Below are 18,237 nucleotides of genomic sequence, written 5' to 3'. Positions count from 1 at the left end.
AAGTTCGCTCAGCCTGGCCTGAGCGGCGTCAGCGATTCGGATGCGCACTAATGCCTTGCTTGGCATGGATCGACAGAGGAATGCGCAGCTTCGTAGCAGGCTCATTCGCCTCGCGCTCGCCCGGGCCAAAACTGAGTGCCCAGCGCTGATCTTTGGTCGACGCGAGCGATGTCAGAGCGGGCTTAGCCCTTTCAGTCTCGGGGATCGTAATCCGGACATTGTTGATTGGCACGGCATCGCCGGAATCAGTGATCTCGATCAAGCCAGCAAGTACATCTTCGTCCGCCGTTATCTCCGCATCGACGATGTTTTTGGTCGCGATCGGCAAGCGAATTCTCGCATTCGGATTTTGCTCGAGCGCGTCGGCTGAGAAATCGATCCGCCAGCTTTCGGCAGCCCCTTGTTCGATCAATTCCTGTGCGACTGCGGTTCCGCTGCGCGGAATCTCGAGTTTCAACTCGCTTTGCTTCCCGGGAGCCACGCCGGTCGCATTGTTGACATCCTTCACAACCAGCCCGAGCAGTCCGGCTGGGCTGCCGTCATCGATCGGGTTCTTAAATTTGAGCGACACCAAGTCGATTGAACCGCCTGGCAACGACTCATCGGAGGTAATGACGATGCGTGCCTCGGCTGTTTGCCCATCCTGAACTGTGCTGAATGTCAACTGCGCGGACGCTGGTAAGTCGACTCCCGGCTCGGCTCCGATGACTGTCACAATTTCGGGATCGTAGTTCAACGCGAACGCAATCGATTTAACCCCGCCCGAACTCGAGAACGTTGCGTTCAGGCTCGTGGTGCTGGTCGGCTGCGTATTATACGAGCTTGTTGAGGGTTGACTGACCTGCGTTGCGCTGGCCGATGGGCTTGGCGAGCTGAAGGCAGCCTGCCCATTGGGGACCCCCGGTAAGCGCGAAGCAACTTGCGTCGCGGCATTGGTCGTCACCGCAGCGCTTTGGCTTACGCTGGACTGCGACGTTGTCGTCGCGCCGGCAATGTGGCCGCCCGCCGCAATATAAGCTGAATACATGTTCGCCAGCTGCAGCGTTTCGACGTGATTAGTTTGGGTAATCGAAATTGCCAGATCGTTTGAACCGGATTTGCTGACCTGAACGTGCGACGAACTGCTGCCCACGATCACGAGGTCGCCGATCGAGCCGATCGCAACATAGGCCGTGCCCAATCCATTTACATCCAGGCCATACGGCAGAGCGGTTTTGGTACTCGCTGTCGGAACACCAAACGTCCCCGAATCGAAGCGAGCGAGAACGATTTTGTCTCCTTCCGCGAAATTCAGATCGTTGATCCGATCGGTATCCGACTTGCCGACATCGCTGCCATAGATCAGGAACAAGTCGGCACCCGCTCCGCCCCAAATCTGGTCATTGCCGGGCCCGGCGTTGAGCCAATCGTTACCGGGGCCGCCGTGCAGTATGTCGTCGCCGGCTTCGGCAGTGAAGTAGGTGCTGCCCGTCGGATAGGCGTAGAGGTTGTCGTTCTTCGGTGTTCCTTTCACTATCTGGGATGGCGGGCCCGAATTCGGCGGAGCCGAAATCTGAAGTTGGACGGTTGCCGTGTTGCTGTTCACGGAACCATCGCCGGCCTGATAAGTGAAGGTATCGGTACCGACAAATCCCGCCGCTGACGTGTAGGTGAATGAGCCATCCGGCTTGAGCGCAAGGGTGCCATGGCTGGTTGTTGAAACCAGAACCGCCGTTAGCGCATTGCCGTCGGGATCAGCGTCATTGTTGAGCACTCCGCTCGCCGCGGGAACAGACAACAGCGTAGCTGAGGTCGTGGAATAGGCATCGTTTCGCGCTATAGGAGCATCGTTTTGTCCGACGATTGTGATCGTTGCGGTGGCGGTCGAGGATGCTCCCGCAGCGTCGATCACAGTGTATTTGAACGTATCAATTCCAGACGTACCCGCTGGAAGCGACAAGAACGCCCCGTTCGGGTCATAGGTGAAGGTGCCATTGCCGTTGTCGGTGACCTTGCCTTTGGTGCCGGTGGTATCGATTCCGAAGCTATGCGTGTCGCCGACATCCGGATCGGTATAGGAGGCGGTCACCGTCGTCGCCGGGCCATGCTCCAGCACCGCACCGCTGACGTTAACCGCAACCGGCGCATCGTTCTGGCCGGTGATGGTGATCGTGACCGTCGCGGTCGAGCCGGCGTTCGAGCCATCCGTGACCGTATAGCTGAACGTGTCGCTCGTGCTGGCGCCGGCCTTCAGGCTCGTAAACGCCCCGTTCGGGTCGTAGGTGAAGGTGCCATCGCCATTATTGGTGACCTTGCCCTTGGTGCCGGTGGTGTCGATGCCGAACGAATGTGTGTCGCCCAGATCTGGATCGGTGTAGGACGCCGTCACCACCGTCGCCGGGCCATGCTCCAAAACTGACCCGTTGACGTTGGCCGCAACCGGCGCATCGTTCTGGCCGGTAATGGTGATGGTCACCGTCGCGGTCGAGCCGGCATTCGAGCCATCCGTGACCGTGTAGCTGAATGTGTCGGTGGTGCTGGCGCCCGCCTTCAGGCTCTCAAACATCCCATTCGGGTCGTAGCTGAAGGTACCGTCGCCGTTATTGGTGACCTTGCCCTTGGTGCCGGTGGTATCGATGCCAAACGAATGTGTGTCGCCAAGATCCGGATCGGTGTAGGACGCCGTCACCGTCGTCGCCGGGCCATGCTCCAGCACTGCGCCAATGACGTTGGCCGCAACCGGCGCATCGTTCTGGCCGGTGATGGTGATGGTCACCATCGCGGTCGAGCCGGCATTCGAGCCGTCCGTAACCGTATAGCTGAATGTGTCGGTTGTGCTGGCGCCCGCCTTCAGGCTCTCAAACGCCCCGTTCGGGTCGTATGTAAACGTGCCGTCGCCGTTATTGGTGACCTTGCCCTTGGTGCCGGTGGTATCGATGCCGAACGAATGTGTGTCGCCAAGATCCGGATCGGTGTAGGACGCCGTCACCACCGTGGTCGGGCCATGCTCCAGCACCGACCCGTTGACGTTGGCCGCCACCGGCGCATCGTTCTGGCCGGTGATGGTGATGGTCACCGTCGCGGTCGAGCCTACATTCGAGCCATCCGTGACCGTGTAGCTAAATGTGTCGATTGTACTGGCGCCCGCCTTCAGGCTCTCAAACATCCCGTTCGGGTCGTAGGTGAAGGTGCCGTCGCCGTCGTTGGTGACCTTGCCCTTGGTGCCGGTGGTGTCGATGCCGAACGAATGTGTGTCGCCGAGATCCGGATCGGTGTAGGACGCCGTCACCACCGTGGTCGGGCCATGCTCCAGCACCGACCCGTTGACGTTGGCCGCCACCGGCGCATCGTTCTGGCCGGTGATGGTGATGGTCACCGTCGCGGTCGAGCCTACATTCGAGCCATCCGTCACCGTGTAGCTAAATGTGTCGGTTGTGCTGGCGCCCGCCTTTAGGCTCTTAAACATCCCGTTCGGATCGTAGCTAAAGGTACCGTCGCCGTTGTTGGTAACCTTGCCCTTGGTGCCGGTGGTGTCGATGCCGAACGAATGTGTGTCGCCCAGATCCGGATCGGTGTAGGACGCCGTCACCACCGTGGCCGGACCGTGCTCCAAAACTGACCCGTTGACGTTGGCCGCAGCCGGCGCCGTGTTCTCCGCGCCGTCCTGGCCGGTCACCGTGATGGTCACCGTCGCGGTCGAGCCGGCACTCGAGCCATCCGTGACCGTGTAAAGGAAGCTGTCGGTCGTAGTCTGGCCGGCGGTCAGGCTCTCAAACGCCCCGTTCGGGTCGTAGGTGAAGGTGCCATCGCCATTATTGGTGACCTTGCCCTTGGTGCCGGTGGTGTCGATGCCGAACGAATGTGTGTCGCCCAGATCTGGATCGGTGTAGGACGCCGTCACCACCGTCGCCGGGCCATGCTCCAAAACTGACCCGTTGACGTTGGCCGCAACCGGCGCATCGTTCTGGCCGGTAATGGTGATGGTCACCGTCGCGGTCGAGCCGGCATTCGAGCCATCCGTGACCGTGTAGCTGAATGTGTCGGTGGTGCTGGCGCCCGCCTTCAGGCTCTCAAACATCCCATTCGGGTCGTAGCTGAAGGTACCGTCGCCGTTATTGGTGACCTTGCCCTTGGTGCCGGTGGTATCGATGCCAAACGAATGTGTGTCGCCAAGATCCGGATCGGTGTAGGACGCCGTCACCGTCGTCGCCGGGCCATGCTCCAGCACTGCGCCAATGACGTTGGCCGCAACCGGCGCATCGTTCTGGCCGGTGATGGTGATGGTCACCATCGCGGTCGAGCCGGCATTCGAGCCGTCCGTAACCGTATAGCTGAATGTGTCGGTTGTGCTGGCGCCCGCCTTCAGGCTCTCAAACGCCCCGTTCGGGTCGTATGTAAACGTGCCGTCGCCGTTATTGGTGACCTTGCCCTTGGTGCCGGTGGTATCGATGCCGAACGAATGTGTGTCGCCAAGATCCGGATCGGTGTAGGACGCCGTCACCACCGTGGTCGGGCCATGCTCCAGCACCGACCCGTTGACGTTGGCCGCCACCGGCGCATCGTTCTGGCCGGTGATGGTGATGGTCACCGTCGCGGTCGAGCCTACATTCGAGCCATCCGTGACCGTGTAGCTAAATGTGTCGATTGTACTGGCGCCCGCCTTCAGGCTCTCAAACATCCCGTTCGGGTCGTAGGTGAAGGTGCCGTCGCCGTCGTTGGTGACCTTGCCCTTGGTGCCGGTGGTGTCGATGCCGAACGAATGTGTGTCGCCGAGATCCGGATCGGTGTAGGACGCCGTCACCACCGTGGTCGGGCCATGCTCCAGCACCGACCCGTTGACGTTGGCCGCCACCGGCGCATCGTTCTGGCCGGTGATGGTGATGGTCACCGTCGCGGTCGAGCCTACATTCGAGCCATCCGTCACCGTGTAGCTAAATGTGTCGGTTGTGCTGGCGCCCGCCTTTAGGCTCTTAAACATCCCGTTCGGATCGTAGCTAAAGGTACCGTCGCCGTTGTTGGTAACCTTGCCCTTGGTGCCGGTGGTGTCGATGCCGAACGAATGTGTGTCGCCCAGATCCGGATCGGTGTAGGACGCCGTCACCACCGTGGCCGGACCGTGCTCCAGCACTGCGCCAGTGACGTTGGCCGCAACCGGTGACGTATTGCTGGTCGCACCATTTAATTGAACGTTTTCTATCCGGACTTCGCTACTTGTAGGCCCAGCGCCAATTAGGTCGAAATAGAGTCGCAGTGGCGCTCCTGCGGTAATGCCACTCAAATCGACACTAATGGTCACGGGTGCGCCCGCCACCAAGTTCGCCGTTCCATTGATGATGCGCACCTTTGATGACATGAAGACGCTGCCATCGCTCTGAAGGCTAAACGCGGCATCTGTATTGGACAGCCCTATTGCTCCGATCGGCGACTGCGCATCATTGCCGAGGAGGGCCATCTCGAAAGCATCCGGAGGACCATCGCCACTGGGTCCGAAGTTGAGGCCCGTCAATGTAAAGCTCAGAGAATGCGCGTCCGTCGATACGATGAAGTCTTCATAAGTTCGGGTCGCGGAGTTCGATGACTCATCGAGTACGAGTGCGCCGCTCTGAACCGTCGCGCCGCCAAGAAGGGTCCAGCCGAAGTTGGTGGCGGACGGGTCCGACACCGCAAAATCTCCGTTGATAATATTGGAGTTGGTTGGTGCCAGATCTAGTGAAAGCGGTGCGTCTTGATTCAATACGGCACTTCGAGGCGTTGATCCCGAGAAAAGTGCGGCGGTCAGCATTTGCAAGTCGAGGGCCGAAGGCAGCCGGCGCACACCTGTCGGCAGAAATTGCGCCATCAGATCGTTCGGCGCAGTTGACGAGTCAGCCTCTCCGAGTCCCAACACGTGCCCAAGTTCGTGCAATTCGACGGTAAGCAAATCCATCCTGCCGTAGGCAGGCGAGCCTGGCGGCGCCACGAACACATTTGGATCGCTGGTCGGTAGGAATTCCTCATTGGAGACGGGTGTGGCGTCGACAAACCAACCATAGCCGGCGGCATTCTGGTCGAGCGTAACGATCTGACCAAATAATTCGGTTTCACCAAGGGTGATGCCCAAGAGATTCGTAAATTGCAGATTCGGCCTGCCCGACCCAAACTCAGCTGCCGCCCCAGGCCATCTAGATGACCAATCGCTAAAGGCACTCTGCCAAACGGCCTCGCTCGATGTGCTTGGAACAACGCTCGCTGGCTGGGTCAAGCCGGTTTGCGTAGTACTTTCGTCTGTAGCCGCATCTTGCGGGATTGTTGGAACGTTAGGCGGAGGCTTTATGACAAGGTGAATATTGCTAAATCCACCCGTAATGGAGGGATCCTGCGGGCCATCGTAAAACACGACAAGTTGACCATTATAAATATCCTTCAACGCTTTTATGAGCCTTTGATATCGTAGTCCGATTCCAATTATGGAAGGCATGTCCGGCGCGGCCGGGCCAACCGTGCCGCCGGGAAGTGCATTTACGATTGCAACTATCTGGTCAAGGACCGCTGTCTCTTCAGGTCTTAATTGACCCCGCCAATAAGTTATCCGCTGCGCCGATGTAACATCACTTATTGGCGCAAGCGGCAATACCGAGTTGCTATTTCCCAAGGCATTATCCGCTATTAATTCATTTTGAACATTTTTGTCGAATATCCTTATGTCAACATCCATTCCATTCCGATGCTCTTGATGCTCAGCTAAAACACCGCCATAGAAATTGGATACTCCTGTCACTTGAAGGCCGGACACTGGAAGGTTGGGGATATTTTTCGCAATCGTTGCAAGCGCGGCAAATGTCCAGCTCGTGCCGTACCACTCTTGATCATTCATTGCCAAAGAGAACTTGTTACCGCTCGTGTTGCCCAACGCTGTTTGAAAATCAAACCAGTGCGGAGCACTCGTGCTACCTATCCAAGCGAGTGCGTCTTTGGGATAAGAACTTGATAAAGGGGCACCCGGTGAGATAGCGAAGGGGGCATTTGTACTTGTACCAACTGTTTTGTATGGCGTTGGGACGTAGACGCTGGAACTCACTGGATACACTGCTGCCTCGAAAAGCTTTAATGCCTCCACTACTAAGGGGTCGGCTTGCGCGACGTTTTGCCCAATATGAATATCGTTGGTTTGGCGCAAAGTGCCGGTTTGACCAGAAATAAACGTAGCAAAAAACTCGTTGGGCGCACTAATCGGAAAATCAAAGCCCCCTTGCGATAACGCTAAATGCGTGGGTGTGTCTGTCTGAACTTTTTCGTTAGTCCCGCCCCACGCGGGGTACCCAAGATATTTTAAACGCTGCGCTACTTCGTACCAATTTAATGCCTGAGCTCGCGTCATGCCATCCGCGACTGATAGTTTAGGATCGATGCTAAATGCGGTCATGCCGTCGGCAAATCGCATTTTCAGCAGCAGGTGTTTGGTTCCAATCGTTCCGTCCTGGGATTTGTAGACTACGGTATACAGGACGGTTCCGCTTTGCTCGCCGAGGGCTTGATTGGACCTAATCTTGTCAAGGTCCGCTCTCGTAATGTCCGGCATAACGTAATAGGAGAAACCGTAGCGCTGGCTTCCATCGGTGCCAGGGAAATAGAAGCGCTGCTCGGTATTAGCATTGAGATATCCGGCAAGGATTGTTTCATCTCCCAGGAATGATTCCGGTGAAACAGAGATGATCGAATCGGTGACCTCTAAAGCCTGACGGGCCAGCGTTGCGAAATTCACCAAAGTGACGTCGCCAAGATTGTGTATTGAAGTGTCAATAACCGTAGCAAGCGCGGGAGCAACAACAAATCCAGCGCTCGACGCGATCGCAGAAGGGACGTCCGGGCTGATCAGAGGGGTAACAATCTGTTCAAGCGGTAGATGAGCCAAAACATTTGCTGGCTGAGAATTGACAATATTAAGCATCGCCGTGACATCGAAAACCTTGACCTGCTGAATGCCCTTGAAATTTGCGAACAAGTATTTCCCATCTGCAGAAAGGCTCAGCTGATTGGCGTAGCCTTGGTCGATCGGCATAGTGACGCCGACTAGGGTCGGTGGCGTTAAACTGAGACGAAGCCCGAACGGATCCTTGATAATTCCGATCTTTGCTCCAACCCCGCGCGTCTGATCGATTGCGTCAAGCGTCGTATTAAAGTTCGGCAGGCGCCAATCGCTGACGAAAGCGTAGCTCTGGTCCGGCAGCACGACGACATCGCGTGCGTTGCGAATGTTGAGATCGAAGAACTGAGTGCTAGTACCGAGAGTCAGCATAGCCGCGGCGTTTTTCACCGTAGCGTCGAAAGCAAGAGGCGTTGCGTTGTTCACCTGTATCGTCGCAAACCCGCGATCGACATCAAGGAAATTGGTGAAGGCCATCCGGTTCGGATCCCCAGTCGCTACGATATGGTCCGGCTGTAGGCCAGTATCGAGCGTCTTGATGATCTGGTTCCATTTATCTGGATTGCTGACCGAAGGGTTCGACGGTTCGTCGGCAGGGTCAATATTGACTACAACGATGTGCCCGTTCTTCCGCTCGCCGCTGAAATAACCACCGTAAAGCTCCGTCTCCGGAACAGTGGCGTAGAGCTTCGTTCCGTCGGCGTTGACAGCCATATCGAGAACGCCATGCGGCGCAATGTCGAGGGGGATCGGAATAGCAAAGGCCCGATGGTAATCAGGCGATTTTGGATTAATGTTGATGGCGTAGATAGACGGAACTACACCCCCCGCATAAAGGAAGTCGCCGGAAGTGATAAGCGAGCTGAAGAACGGCAGCGGAACAGAACTGATGAGAGATCCATCACTCTGTTTCTGGTCCACCCGGATCAAAATTTCGGTCACGCGCATAGCGACGGTGTCAATGACCGCAATTCCGCCGGTAGCCAGGGCAACGTAGGCACGCGTTTGGTCGACCGTCAGCGCAATCGGATTTTCCGAACTAGCCAGCGGGCCGCTCACGAGCGGGATTTCCTGCAAAATGGTCTGCCTATCCGAACTGTATACGTCGAGCAGTGTAGGGGCGCCGTTTTGAGAAGGTCGCACGATGTTGAATGTCAAATTCGGCTGGGGGTTGACTGTGACCGATTTGCTTTCAAACTCTACTTCGCCGATTAGGTTGCCGCCTATGTTGAATACGCCGACTTTCCTGACAACTGTGATGTCGGCCAACCCCAACACAATCGACTGCGGAACGGTGACGGTCAATTGAGTACCGCTCAGAGTCGGTGTGCGATCTACGGGTTGTTGGGAACCCATTTGATATCGCACGACGATATCGTTTTGTTCGGCTCCAAATTGGCTCCCGTCGATCACAAGCTGGGGGTCGGTTCCATTGAGAAACGTGACGGTTGCCGACTTGATTACCGGAGTAACTTTGTCACCAGTCGGCGCTGGCGTGTCGATGTGGATCTGGGATTTATTCACTCCCGGTCCGACGAATATGGGCGTTGTGGTCGTACTGATAGAGCCCAAGCTGTAGGTGTTGATGACGAGAATTTCCGGGCCCGCTAAGATGGGCATCTGCATCGGGAACGGCCCAAGCATCACGCCGTAGTTCGCGACCGGATTCTGAACGCTGGCTAATATTGCAGGAAATGTTGCGTCCGGTGTTAGCGAAAGCAAGCTATCAGACTGTCCGACGACGACGAGATAGCTTCCCGTCTTCGTTACTCCCGGATACGGCGGCGAGTTGGTGTGAGCCAAACCATCCGCTCTCACTGTGCCGGTTTCGGTCAGAAGCCAGAGCGGCTGCTCAGTTCCAGTCGCATCCGGAAGCTGCGCTAGTCGAAAGAAGTAAACGGTCGTACCCACCGGTGTACCACTGGGAACTGGAACCGCAAGCTGCACCGGTTGAGACAACAAACTGTCGCCGACATTAAGCGTGAAGCCATCGAGAAAGGACAGACCAGTCGGAACGCCCATGGGAAGCGCAGATTGCGTCAGCGGCTCGATATCGACCGTGGTCGGGCTGGGCAGCACCCCAGGGCCGACCGCGACCTGCGATCCGTCCGCTCCCTGGACTACTCCGCCCTGATCGCCAATGAGCGTCGGTCCAAAGCTCGGGTTCTCAACCCGGATCGGAATATCTGATTGCGAGCCATTGTAGATCACGCTGATTGTTGCCACACCAGATGCAAGACCCGTGACAAAGCCGTCTGAGGAAACGGTTATGATGTTTGGATTGCTGGTAAAATACCGCGTTCCATTATCCGACGTCGTGACATCGATGCCGTCCTCCGTCGCAACATCAAGTTGTCTTTGTCCGCCATTGCTGAGCAGTGTTAACGCTCCGGGATAAGCAATAAGCGGCGTCGGAGTGACCGGATCGCCCTCCCCTGTGGGATCCGGGGGACTCACTATGACAGCTTTCACCGCCGAAATTCCATGCGAAGAGACAATGATGATTGAATTTCCGGAACTCAATGCCCTCAAGGTCCCGTTCGAATTGACCGAGACAGTAGTCGGGTTCGTCGAAGTCAAATTGAGATAGGAGAGCGGGACCGCGACGCCTGTCGCGTCGGTGAAGTCGCCTGTGATCTGCAGCCGCTGCGTATCCCCCGTCGTAAGCGGACCAACATCGGGGAGGTTAATGCGAATTAGAGCCGCGTTGCTCACATTGACGGTGATGGTGGCTGTAGCCGAAACCGCATAGCCATCATCGGCGACGATTTCGAAACTCGCCTGTCCGATGAAGCCCGGAGTCGGCGTGAACACCACGCCCTGCCCGTCGCTGCTGAGCTTTGCGATACCATTTGTCGAACCGATGATGCGGTAGAAAGTCGGGGCGCCTTCAGGGTCGGAGATGTATTGCTGGACGCCAACCTGGGTTGCCAGATCTTCGTGCGTTGCCGTGGAGCCGTTCCTTGCAATCGGCGCCTGGTTGGCCTGGTAACCGAGGTCCTGGAATAGAAGTTGCGTGTCGGTCGAATTGATTTTGCCGTCACGATTGGCGTCCGCGCCCAAAAGATAGCTGGCTTCTCCGGCAGTGCTGCCCTTGGCCGCAAAGGCAAGCGCCGCATCGATGCCGTCCACCTTGCCATCATGGTTGACGTCACCGGCGACAAACAGCTGAAGCTTGTAAGCGCCCGCAGTTTGACCATTAGCACCGGTGATCCGTAGCAGCTCAAGGCCGGAGCGATCGACTTTATAAAGCCCGAATGCGCTATTTCCGCCTGCCTGGCTTGCAACGAGCGTTGCGCCCTGCAGCACGGGGATACCGGGTGCCAATCCGCCGCCGTCCGCGGTGACGACCACGCCAAGATAGATCGAACCGCTCGCCGTGCCCGCGATTTCGGACGGCCGTACGCTGAAGCTCAATTGGTCGGTGGCTCCGGCAGCAAGTGTGCCGGAATAGGAATTCTCAACATAGCCTGTGGCGCTGCCGAGATCAGCCGTGACCGGTGCCGCAACGCCCGTCTGCGGATCGATGCTCGTCCCCGGCTGTCCGATTTGACCTGCGACAAGCGTCAGGCGGTGCGCCTCATTGTAGCCGTATCGGCTCGATGCACCGCTGACCAGGTCGCGCGCCAGCGTCAGGTTGCCCTGGGCATCGTAGAGATAGACGACCTGATCGCCATCAGGCCCAATAACCTTGGTGATTCCGTTGGATCCGCCAACGAATGAGATCGCATCGCCGTTAGGCGCATAAATGCCGCTTTCTGCCACGATCAGGCGGACGCCATCGGTGAATACGATCGCGCTGACGCCGAGACTGGCATCGATCTCATAAGAGGTGCCATCCGGCGAAGTCAGTGTGTATTGCGCGCTGGTGTCGCGGCCGGCCGGGTTGTAGGGAGCGCCGGTCTGCAGGTCGTAGAAGCGGTTGCCCACTCTTGTTAGCTGGGTTGCCGCGGAGTCCAGCGTCCACGTTACGCCGGGATCCGCGACGAAGGCGGGCGTGTAGTAAATGAGCCCTGGAATCTGGTGCTTCACGGGTTCAAACGTGAACCCAACTCGTTCCCCGGTTGGCAGCGTCACGTAGACCCGGGTCCCTTCGGCGAAGGGACTGAAATCGCCGAGATCCTCACGGCCGGTCAGGACAACGTCGCTTTGAACATTGGTGTCGCTCAGCGCAAGCCGCCAGCCGTAGCCGAAGCTACCAGCGTTGCCGCTTTGCAGAGAATCGTATTGACGCGCAATAGCGACCTGGTGACCGTCCAGCATTGCCGTCAGATCTGTGTCGGTTCGGCTATACGATCCAGTCTTGGCTTGGCTATCGATTTCGATCTGCGTTTGCGTCTGCGCGGTGCGGCCGGCCACGTCCGCGGCCGTCAAGCGGAGTGTGTAGAACCCGTTGCTATAGAGCGCTGGATCAAGACGGATCAGCGCGCCACTGTCAAAAGCATTTGCGCCCTGTGCAATTGTCGTGAAGCTGCTGGAGCCGTACTGCGCAATTTCAAGCGTCCAACTGTCGAGATTGGTATCGCTCACCTTACCCAGAATGTCGGTGGCCTGGGTAACTCGCGTTCCAAGAACATTATTGCCAAAACCGACGACCGGGGCCACCAGGTCATTGGGATGGCGCACCTTGAGTTGAGCGGTGCTGGTTCCAACCAAGCCGTCGGCGTCGGTCGCCTGAGCAACGATGGTGATCTTGCCCGGCTGGCCGGCGGTGATATGTGCTCGTCCTTGCGCATCAAGCACGACAGGTTTGCCATCCACGGTGACGCTGAGGCTCGTGATTTCGGCAAAGCCGGTCGCCGCCACATGCAGCAACACGTCCTGGCCTGGCACCAGCGGGAAGCTCGGGGTTTGCACGATAACGATGCTTGGCAGTTGTGGCGACGTCGTCGCGCGGATCACCGTTGGCGCCAGCGCGGACAATTGGCCGTCGGACACGGTCGCCAGCACCAGATAATCGCCGGCCTGACCCGGACCCGGCGTCCATTGAATCTGGCCGGTTTGAGAATCAAGCGTCGCGCCGTCGGGCAATCCCTTGGCCGTGTAGGCCAGGGTATCGGTCTTGTCGGGATCGGCGCCATTGAGGTTGAATGACAGGGACTGGCCAAGGACGACTTGATGGTTCGAGGGCGCAAGCGTCGGCGCACGGTCGGTATTGGCAATCGAGACGCTTACATCGAGCGCAGCCTGCAAGCCATAGGGATCGGTCACCCCGAAGCGAAGCGTGTATTGACCCGCCTGGTCGTAGTTGGGTGTCCAGTCAACCACACCGGTGGTTCGATTGAACAATGCGCCGGCCGGCAATGGCGAGAGCAGCGAGAATAGAACCGGATCCTGATCGGGGTCGCCTGCCAGCACCGTGAATGTCATTTCCGCGCCTTCGCGACCGGCCTGCAGCGCCATCGGGTCAAGCACGGGAGAACGATCGACGTTCTGGACGTGAAGCGTGACCGTTTCCGCGCTCGACTTGTTGCCATCGGACGCCGTGAAAACAATGCCGGCGTAATCGCCCGCGGCGAGGAAATTTGGTGTCCACTTGAACAGGCCGGTCTTGGCATCGAGGCTCGATCCGGTCGGCAGATTTGCGGCTGCGAAGGTGATCGGATCACCGTCGGGATCGATCGCTTTGAGTTGGAGCGTAAACAGCTGCCCCTCGGTCAGCGTCTGATCCCCGACTGGCAACAGCACCGGCGCCTGATTGCTGGTGCGGACCACAATGTTGACGAGCTGCGCGTCGGTACCACCATTGGTTGGATCGGTCACATGCAACGTGATCGCATGGCCGCCCATGTCGGCAGCCGAGGGCGTCCAATCGATCCGGGCCGCCCCATAAGTCGGCAACGGCGTGATTGTCATGCCGGCCGGCAAGTTATCGGCTGTAAAGGTAAGTGCGTCCTGAGTCGGATCGTGCGCCTGGATGGTGAAGCTCAGGGGCTGACCAACCAGCGCGACCTTGTCGCCAATGGAATTAAGAATCGGCCGCTCGTTACCTAATGGGACCGAGAGGATGAAGCTCGTCTGTGTGGTCAGAACCGCAGCGGCTCCGCCGCCATCGCCATTGTCGGCTGCCTGCAGCATGATGGCGTAGTTGCCGCCATCCCCGTCGCCGGGCGCGAACCGCAAGGCATACGTGCCGTCGGGATTTTGCGTAACCGTGGCGAAGCCGGAGGTTGCCCCGAGGACGACCGGCGTGGTGTCGACGGCACCGATCCCGTTGGTCGACTGGCGGCTGAGCAGCGCCGTGAACGCCAAAGGATCCTGATCCGGATCTGCCAGTGTAATCGGGATCGTGAGAACCTGACCCAGATCGACGGCCTGGTTGGTCAAGGCTGGAACGAGCGGCGGTCGATTCACATTGGCGACATTGATCGAGACATCCAATGTCGATGTCGCGGGCGCTAATCCATTGCCATCGTCGGTCGCGGTGAAATGAACGAAATAGGATCCGGCCTGGTCAAAGGTCGGCGTCCATTTGAACACGGAAGTGATGGGATCAAAGCTTGCGCCGTCTGGAAGGCCGCTGACGCTGTATGTGACCGTGGGATTGGTGCCGTCAAGCTGGGTCAGTTGACCGTTGCTTAAGCGATCCTGGGGCACGAAACCGGGATTATCGGGATCGAACGCAAACGCGCGGAACGTAATTCCCTGATTCTCGAGCGTGGGGTACGGCCCTAGCTGGTCGAAGATCGGGGCGCTGTTGGCATTCAGCACGGTGAAGGTCGTCGTGATTGGCGTATCGCTGGTGCCATCGCTGACATGGAATGGAATCGTATAGATCCCCGCCTGCGTGAAGCTCGGGGTCCATTCGAACGCGCCGGTATTTGGATCGAGGAACGCGCCCGGCGGCAGCAGGGGGCTCGAGAACGTCAGCGCGTCGCCTTCAGGATCGTGCGCGACTAACTGAATGCGGACCGGGTCGCCTTCTCGGATCGTGCGGTCGGGCACCGGAGTCAGAACCGGGCTTTGATTAACCGGTGTCACTTCGAGGGTAAAGCTCTTGGTGACCGTGTTGACCCCGTCGGTCACCCCAAGAGTTACGTTCTGGTAGGTGCCGGCCGAACTCGGTCCCGGCGTCCAAATGAGCTGGTTGGTTTCGGGATCCAATAGCGCGCCCGGCGGTAGATGATTGGCAAAATATTGCAGAGCGTCGCCGTCCGGATCGGTCGCAACCAGCGAGATTGTAAACGTCGTGCCCTCAGGCGTGCTCACCTGCGCGGGAAGATCTTGCACGATCGGCGCCTGATTCCCTCCAACGACATCGATCGCGAAGGCCTGCGACGCCGACGCGCCGCGATTGTCGTAGACGCGTAGAATGACGTTCGCCTGAGCAGGACTCAGAGCGGTCGGTGTCCAGCTCAGCACCGCCGAACTCTGGTCGAGGACCATGCCCTTCGGTGCGTCCAGCAGCACATAAGTAAGCGGGAAGCCGTTTGGATCGTGCGCCGCAATCAGGTATTGATAAGTCTGATCTGCGGTAGCGGCGGTAATCGGCGACGAATCGAAGACCGGCGCCTGCGTAGGCGTCGGCATGGCAAAGATGCTGTTGCCGATCGACAAATGTTGTCCGAGCGGATTGGTGACGGTAATCGTCTGCCCGGTGGTCGATTGACCCGGCTTGAGCACGCCTCCCGCAAGACCGACGCCCAGATCGATGAGCCACCAACCCTCGCTTGACAACGTTGACGCTCCGGTCGGCTGACCCTGGAAGTATTGGCCTGGATCCAGCACCAAGGTGACGGGCGCGTCGATATCGTTGTCGCTGATGTTCGTCACTGTGACGTCGTAGGACACCGTTCCATCTGCGCGGCTTGAGCGCACGTCATTGAACACGATGCTAACAAGCGCTGAAAGATCGGAGACCGCGACGAAATTGGTTGTGAAGTCTTGATCCAACTGGACGTTTTCAAGACTCTTCACCGAGTGGTAGATCGTCAGGGAGTACGCCGCTGCATCGATCGTATCGAAGCCTAGCGTGACCTTCCGCGTCGCCGCGTCATATTGCGCAACTGTAAGCGTGACGGCCTCGCCAGTCGATTTGGTCAGGGCATAATTGGCAAGATTCACGACGGAAGCGGCATCGGTCCCGTCGCCGGCGAGCATATCGTGATCAAAGGTGATCGCAATTTGCGTCAACGGCAGCGGCGCGATCGCACCGTTAGGTGGATTCACGAACGCTACATGCGGCGAGACGATCGGGCTGACCACATCGATCTGATGCGATTGCGCCACAAAAAGGCGGCCGTCCGAGGTGGTCTCTAGGGTTTCACCCCGGGTTCCCTTGAGCGCAATGACGACCTGTTGAAGAGTTGCGGTATCGATTCCGATCAACTCGCTGCCGTTTGCATCGCTTCCAGAGTTATTCGATACAAAGAGGATGCCGTCCAACTTCGTGCCCGGCTGACCAAACGCGATTGAGTCCACCTCGCTATCGAGGTGGACCATGAGTTGACCGCGTCCCTTGTCGTTGAACTTAAGAATGTCGCCGCGCGTAGGCCAGCTGGTCCCCCAGAGTTCGCCTTCGGCGGAGAAAGCAAGATCGTCGACGCGGGTATCGCTAAAGTGCTTGAAGGTATGCTTGACCGGATCGAAAATCTCGATGCCATTGCCGGATGAAACATAAATCAATCCCGTGCCTGGATCGACCGCCAGCGCCTGCGTGATGCTATCGCCGAAGCTCGCTTTGATCTGCCCGGTTTGCGCATCAAGCAGCACGAGAGGCCCGCCCCCGGTCGTGGCCCAGAGCTGTCCATTCTTGTCGAACGCCATACTGAAGATCGGTTGATCGAGGGTCGCCAACGGCGTACCGGCCGTACCGCCATCGTGACCAAATTTATAGAGCGAACCGCGATTGGCACCGCCACTGGCAAGGATGCCACCGTCTGGAGTGACCACGATCGCAAGCGGTCCAATGTCGGCCTCGCTTAGCGGAATTCCCGTCGCAAACGATTGGGCGCTGAAAGGCTGAATGACGGTACCGAACTCCGACGCCTTAGCGAGCGGGATCGGGGCGGGAACCGCTTGCTGCGCGGTGATAAATAACGGATTAGTCGACGGCGTGGGTGCAGGCGGCGGCGTGGTATCTTGCGGCGTGCTCTGCCCGACATTGAGAACGTTGCCGAGGTTTACTTGCGACCCGTCATTCGGGGCGAAGACCGTCGGCGGCGGCTTTTCGGTATTGCCAGCATTGTCGGTCGCAAGAGCGAGGAATTGGTAGGTGTGACCGACCTGGCCCTGATAGATGCCCGACGTTTCGGTTGATTGACGAAGCCAGATCGCGTAGTCGCCTCCGTCCTCGGAAACATATACCGTGACGTGCGCTACGCCTGAACCACCGGAATCGTCGGTGGCGGTCCATTTGACGCTATAATCGCTGGTCCCCTGAATGAGAATCGCGCTCAAGGCGGTGACCGGAGCCGAACCGTCCAGTGTTTGTATCAATGTCGCGGTGTCTTGCGGTGCCATGGTATTAAAGAGCACGCGGGCCTGAGCGCTGATCGTGGTTCCCGTCGGAAGACTGGAAAGCGGTAGAATGCTATAGCTGACGGACCCCAAACCTGCACCGCGCGCATTGTTCGGCGCCAGCAATCCGAGGCTCGGATCCTGAATCACTTCCCCAGTCTTCGGATCGATCGCCTGCAACAGCCAGGTCGCAGTATTCGCCTTGGTGTCGATCCCCGCCGAAACGCGTAGAATGAAGCCTTTGCTCTGGGTGAAATCAAAATCGCCCTGAAACAAAGCCCGGCCGCTTGGGATATGAACGCTGACGTCGCCAATCGTCAGATCGCCGAGCCTGAATGTGTAGGGATCAAGTCCCGCGTCGAGTTTTGTGACGATCCGGATCTCACCCGGATTGGTCTGCGAGGTCGGGGGATTTGCAAAATTAATTGTGTAGGGCAACGCCTGGCCGGCGGGCAGATATTGGGCCGATCCAAAACCTTGCGGCCCTGTAATCGACGCAAGGTCTCCGATTGAGCTAGCCTTCTGGAAGAAATTGGAAAAATCCAACGCGGTTCCGGTAGACGCGGCCTGCGACCCGAACTCGGGCAGCGTAACTGTGCCACCCCCGGCACCCCGTTTTTCAAATGGAATCCAGGGCACGTAGATATTGAAGTTTTCAAGGTAGGTCGGATGCGAGAGCTGAAGATCGTAAGTCGAATACTGGGCCAGCGCCGGGACCGGAATATCAAGTTCGCCGAGCCGTCCGAGCCGTCTGTCAATATGATCAATGGCACCGATCTGACCGGGCTGGTCGCCATACCATTTTTCGATCTGTGCAAAAAACGAGACTAGATTGCCGGCGCTGATGACCTGGTTGCCGGCAGGTCCATAGAGAATCCCTGTCGCCAACACCGACA

The 18,237-nt window shown here is 58.1% G+C and carries 1 protein-coding gene; it reads right to left on the bottom strand.

Annotated elements, in window-relative coordinates; translation table 11 throughout:
• Positions 1 to 28: 28 nt before the first annotated feature.
• Positions 29 to 18,232, bottom strand: coding sequence for an Ig-like domain-containing protein (locus tag V1289_RS25320; protein ID WP_334407672.1), 18,204 nt, complete (start codon positions 18,230 to 18,232; stop codon positions 29 to 31).
• Positions 18,233 to 18,237: the final 5 nt, after the last annotated feature.

Source organism: Bradyrhizobium sp. AZCC 2289 (assembly GCF_036924615.1).
Taxonomy (GTDB): Bacteria; Pseudomonadota; Alphaproteobacteria; order Rhizobiales; family Xanthobacteraceae; genus Bradyrhizobium.
The sequence above is the reverse complement of the archived record's forward strand: the minus strand, read 5'-3'. Positions and strand labels throughout refer to the sequence as shown.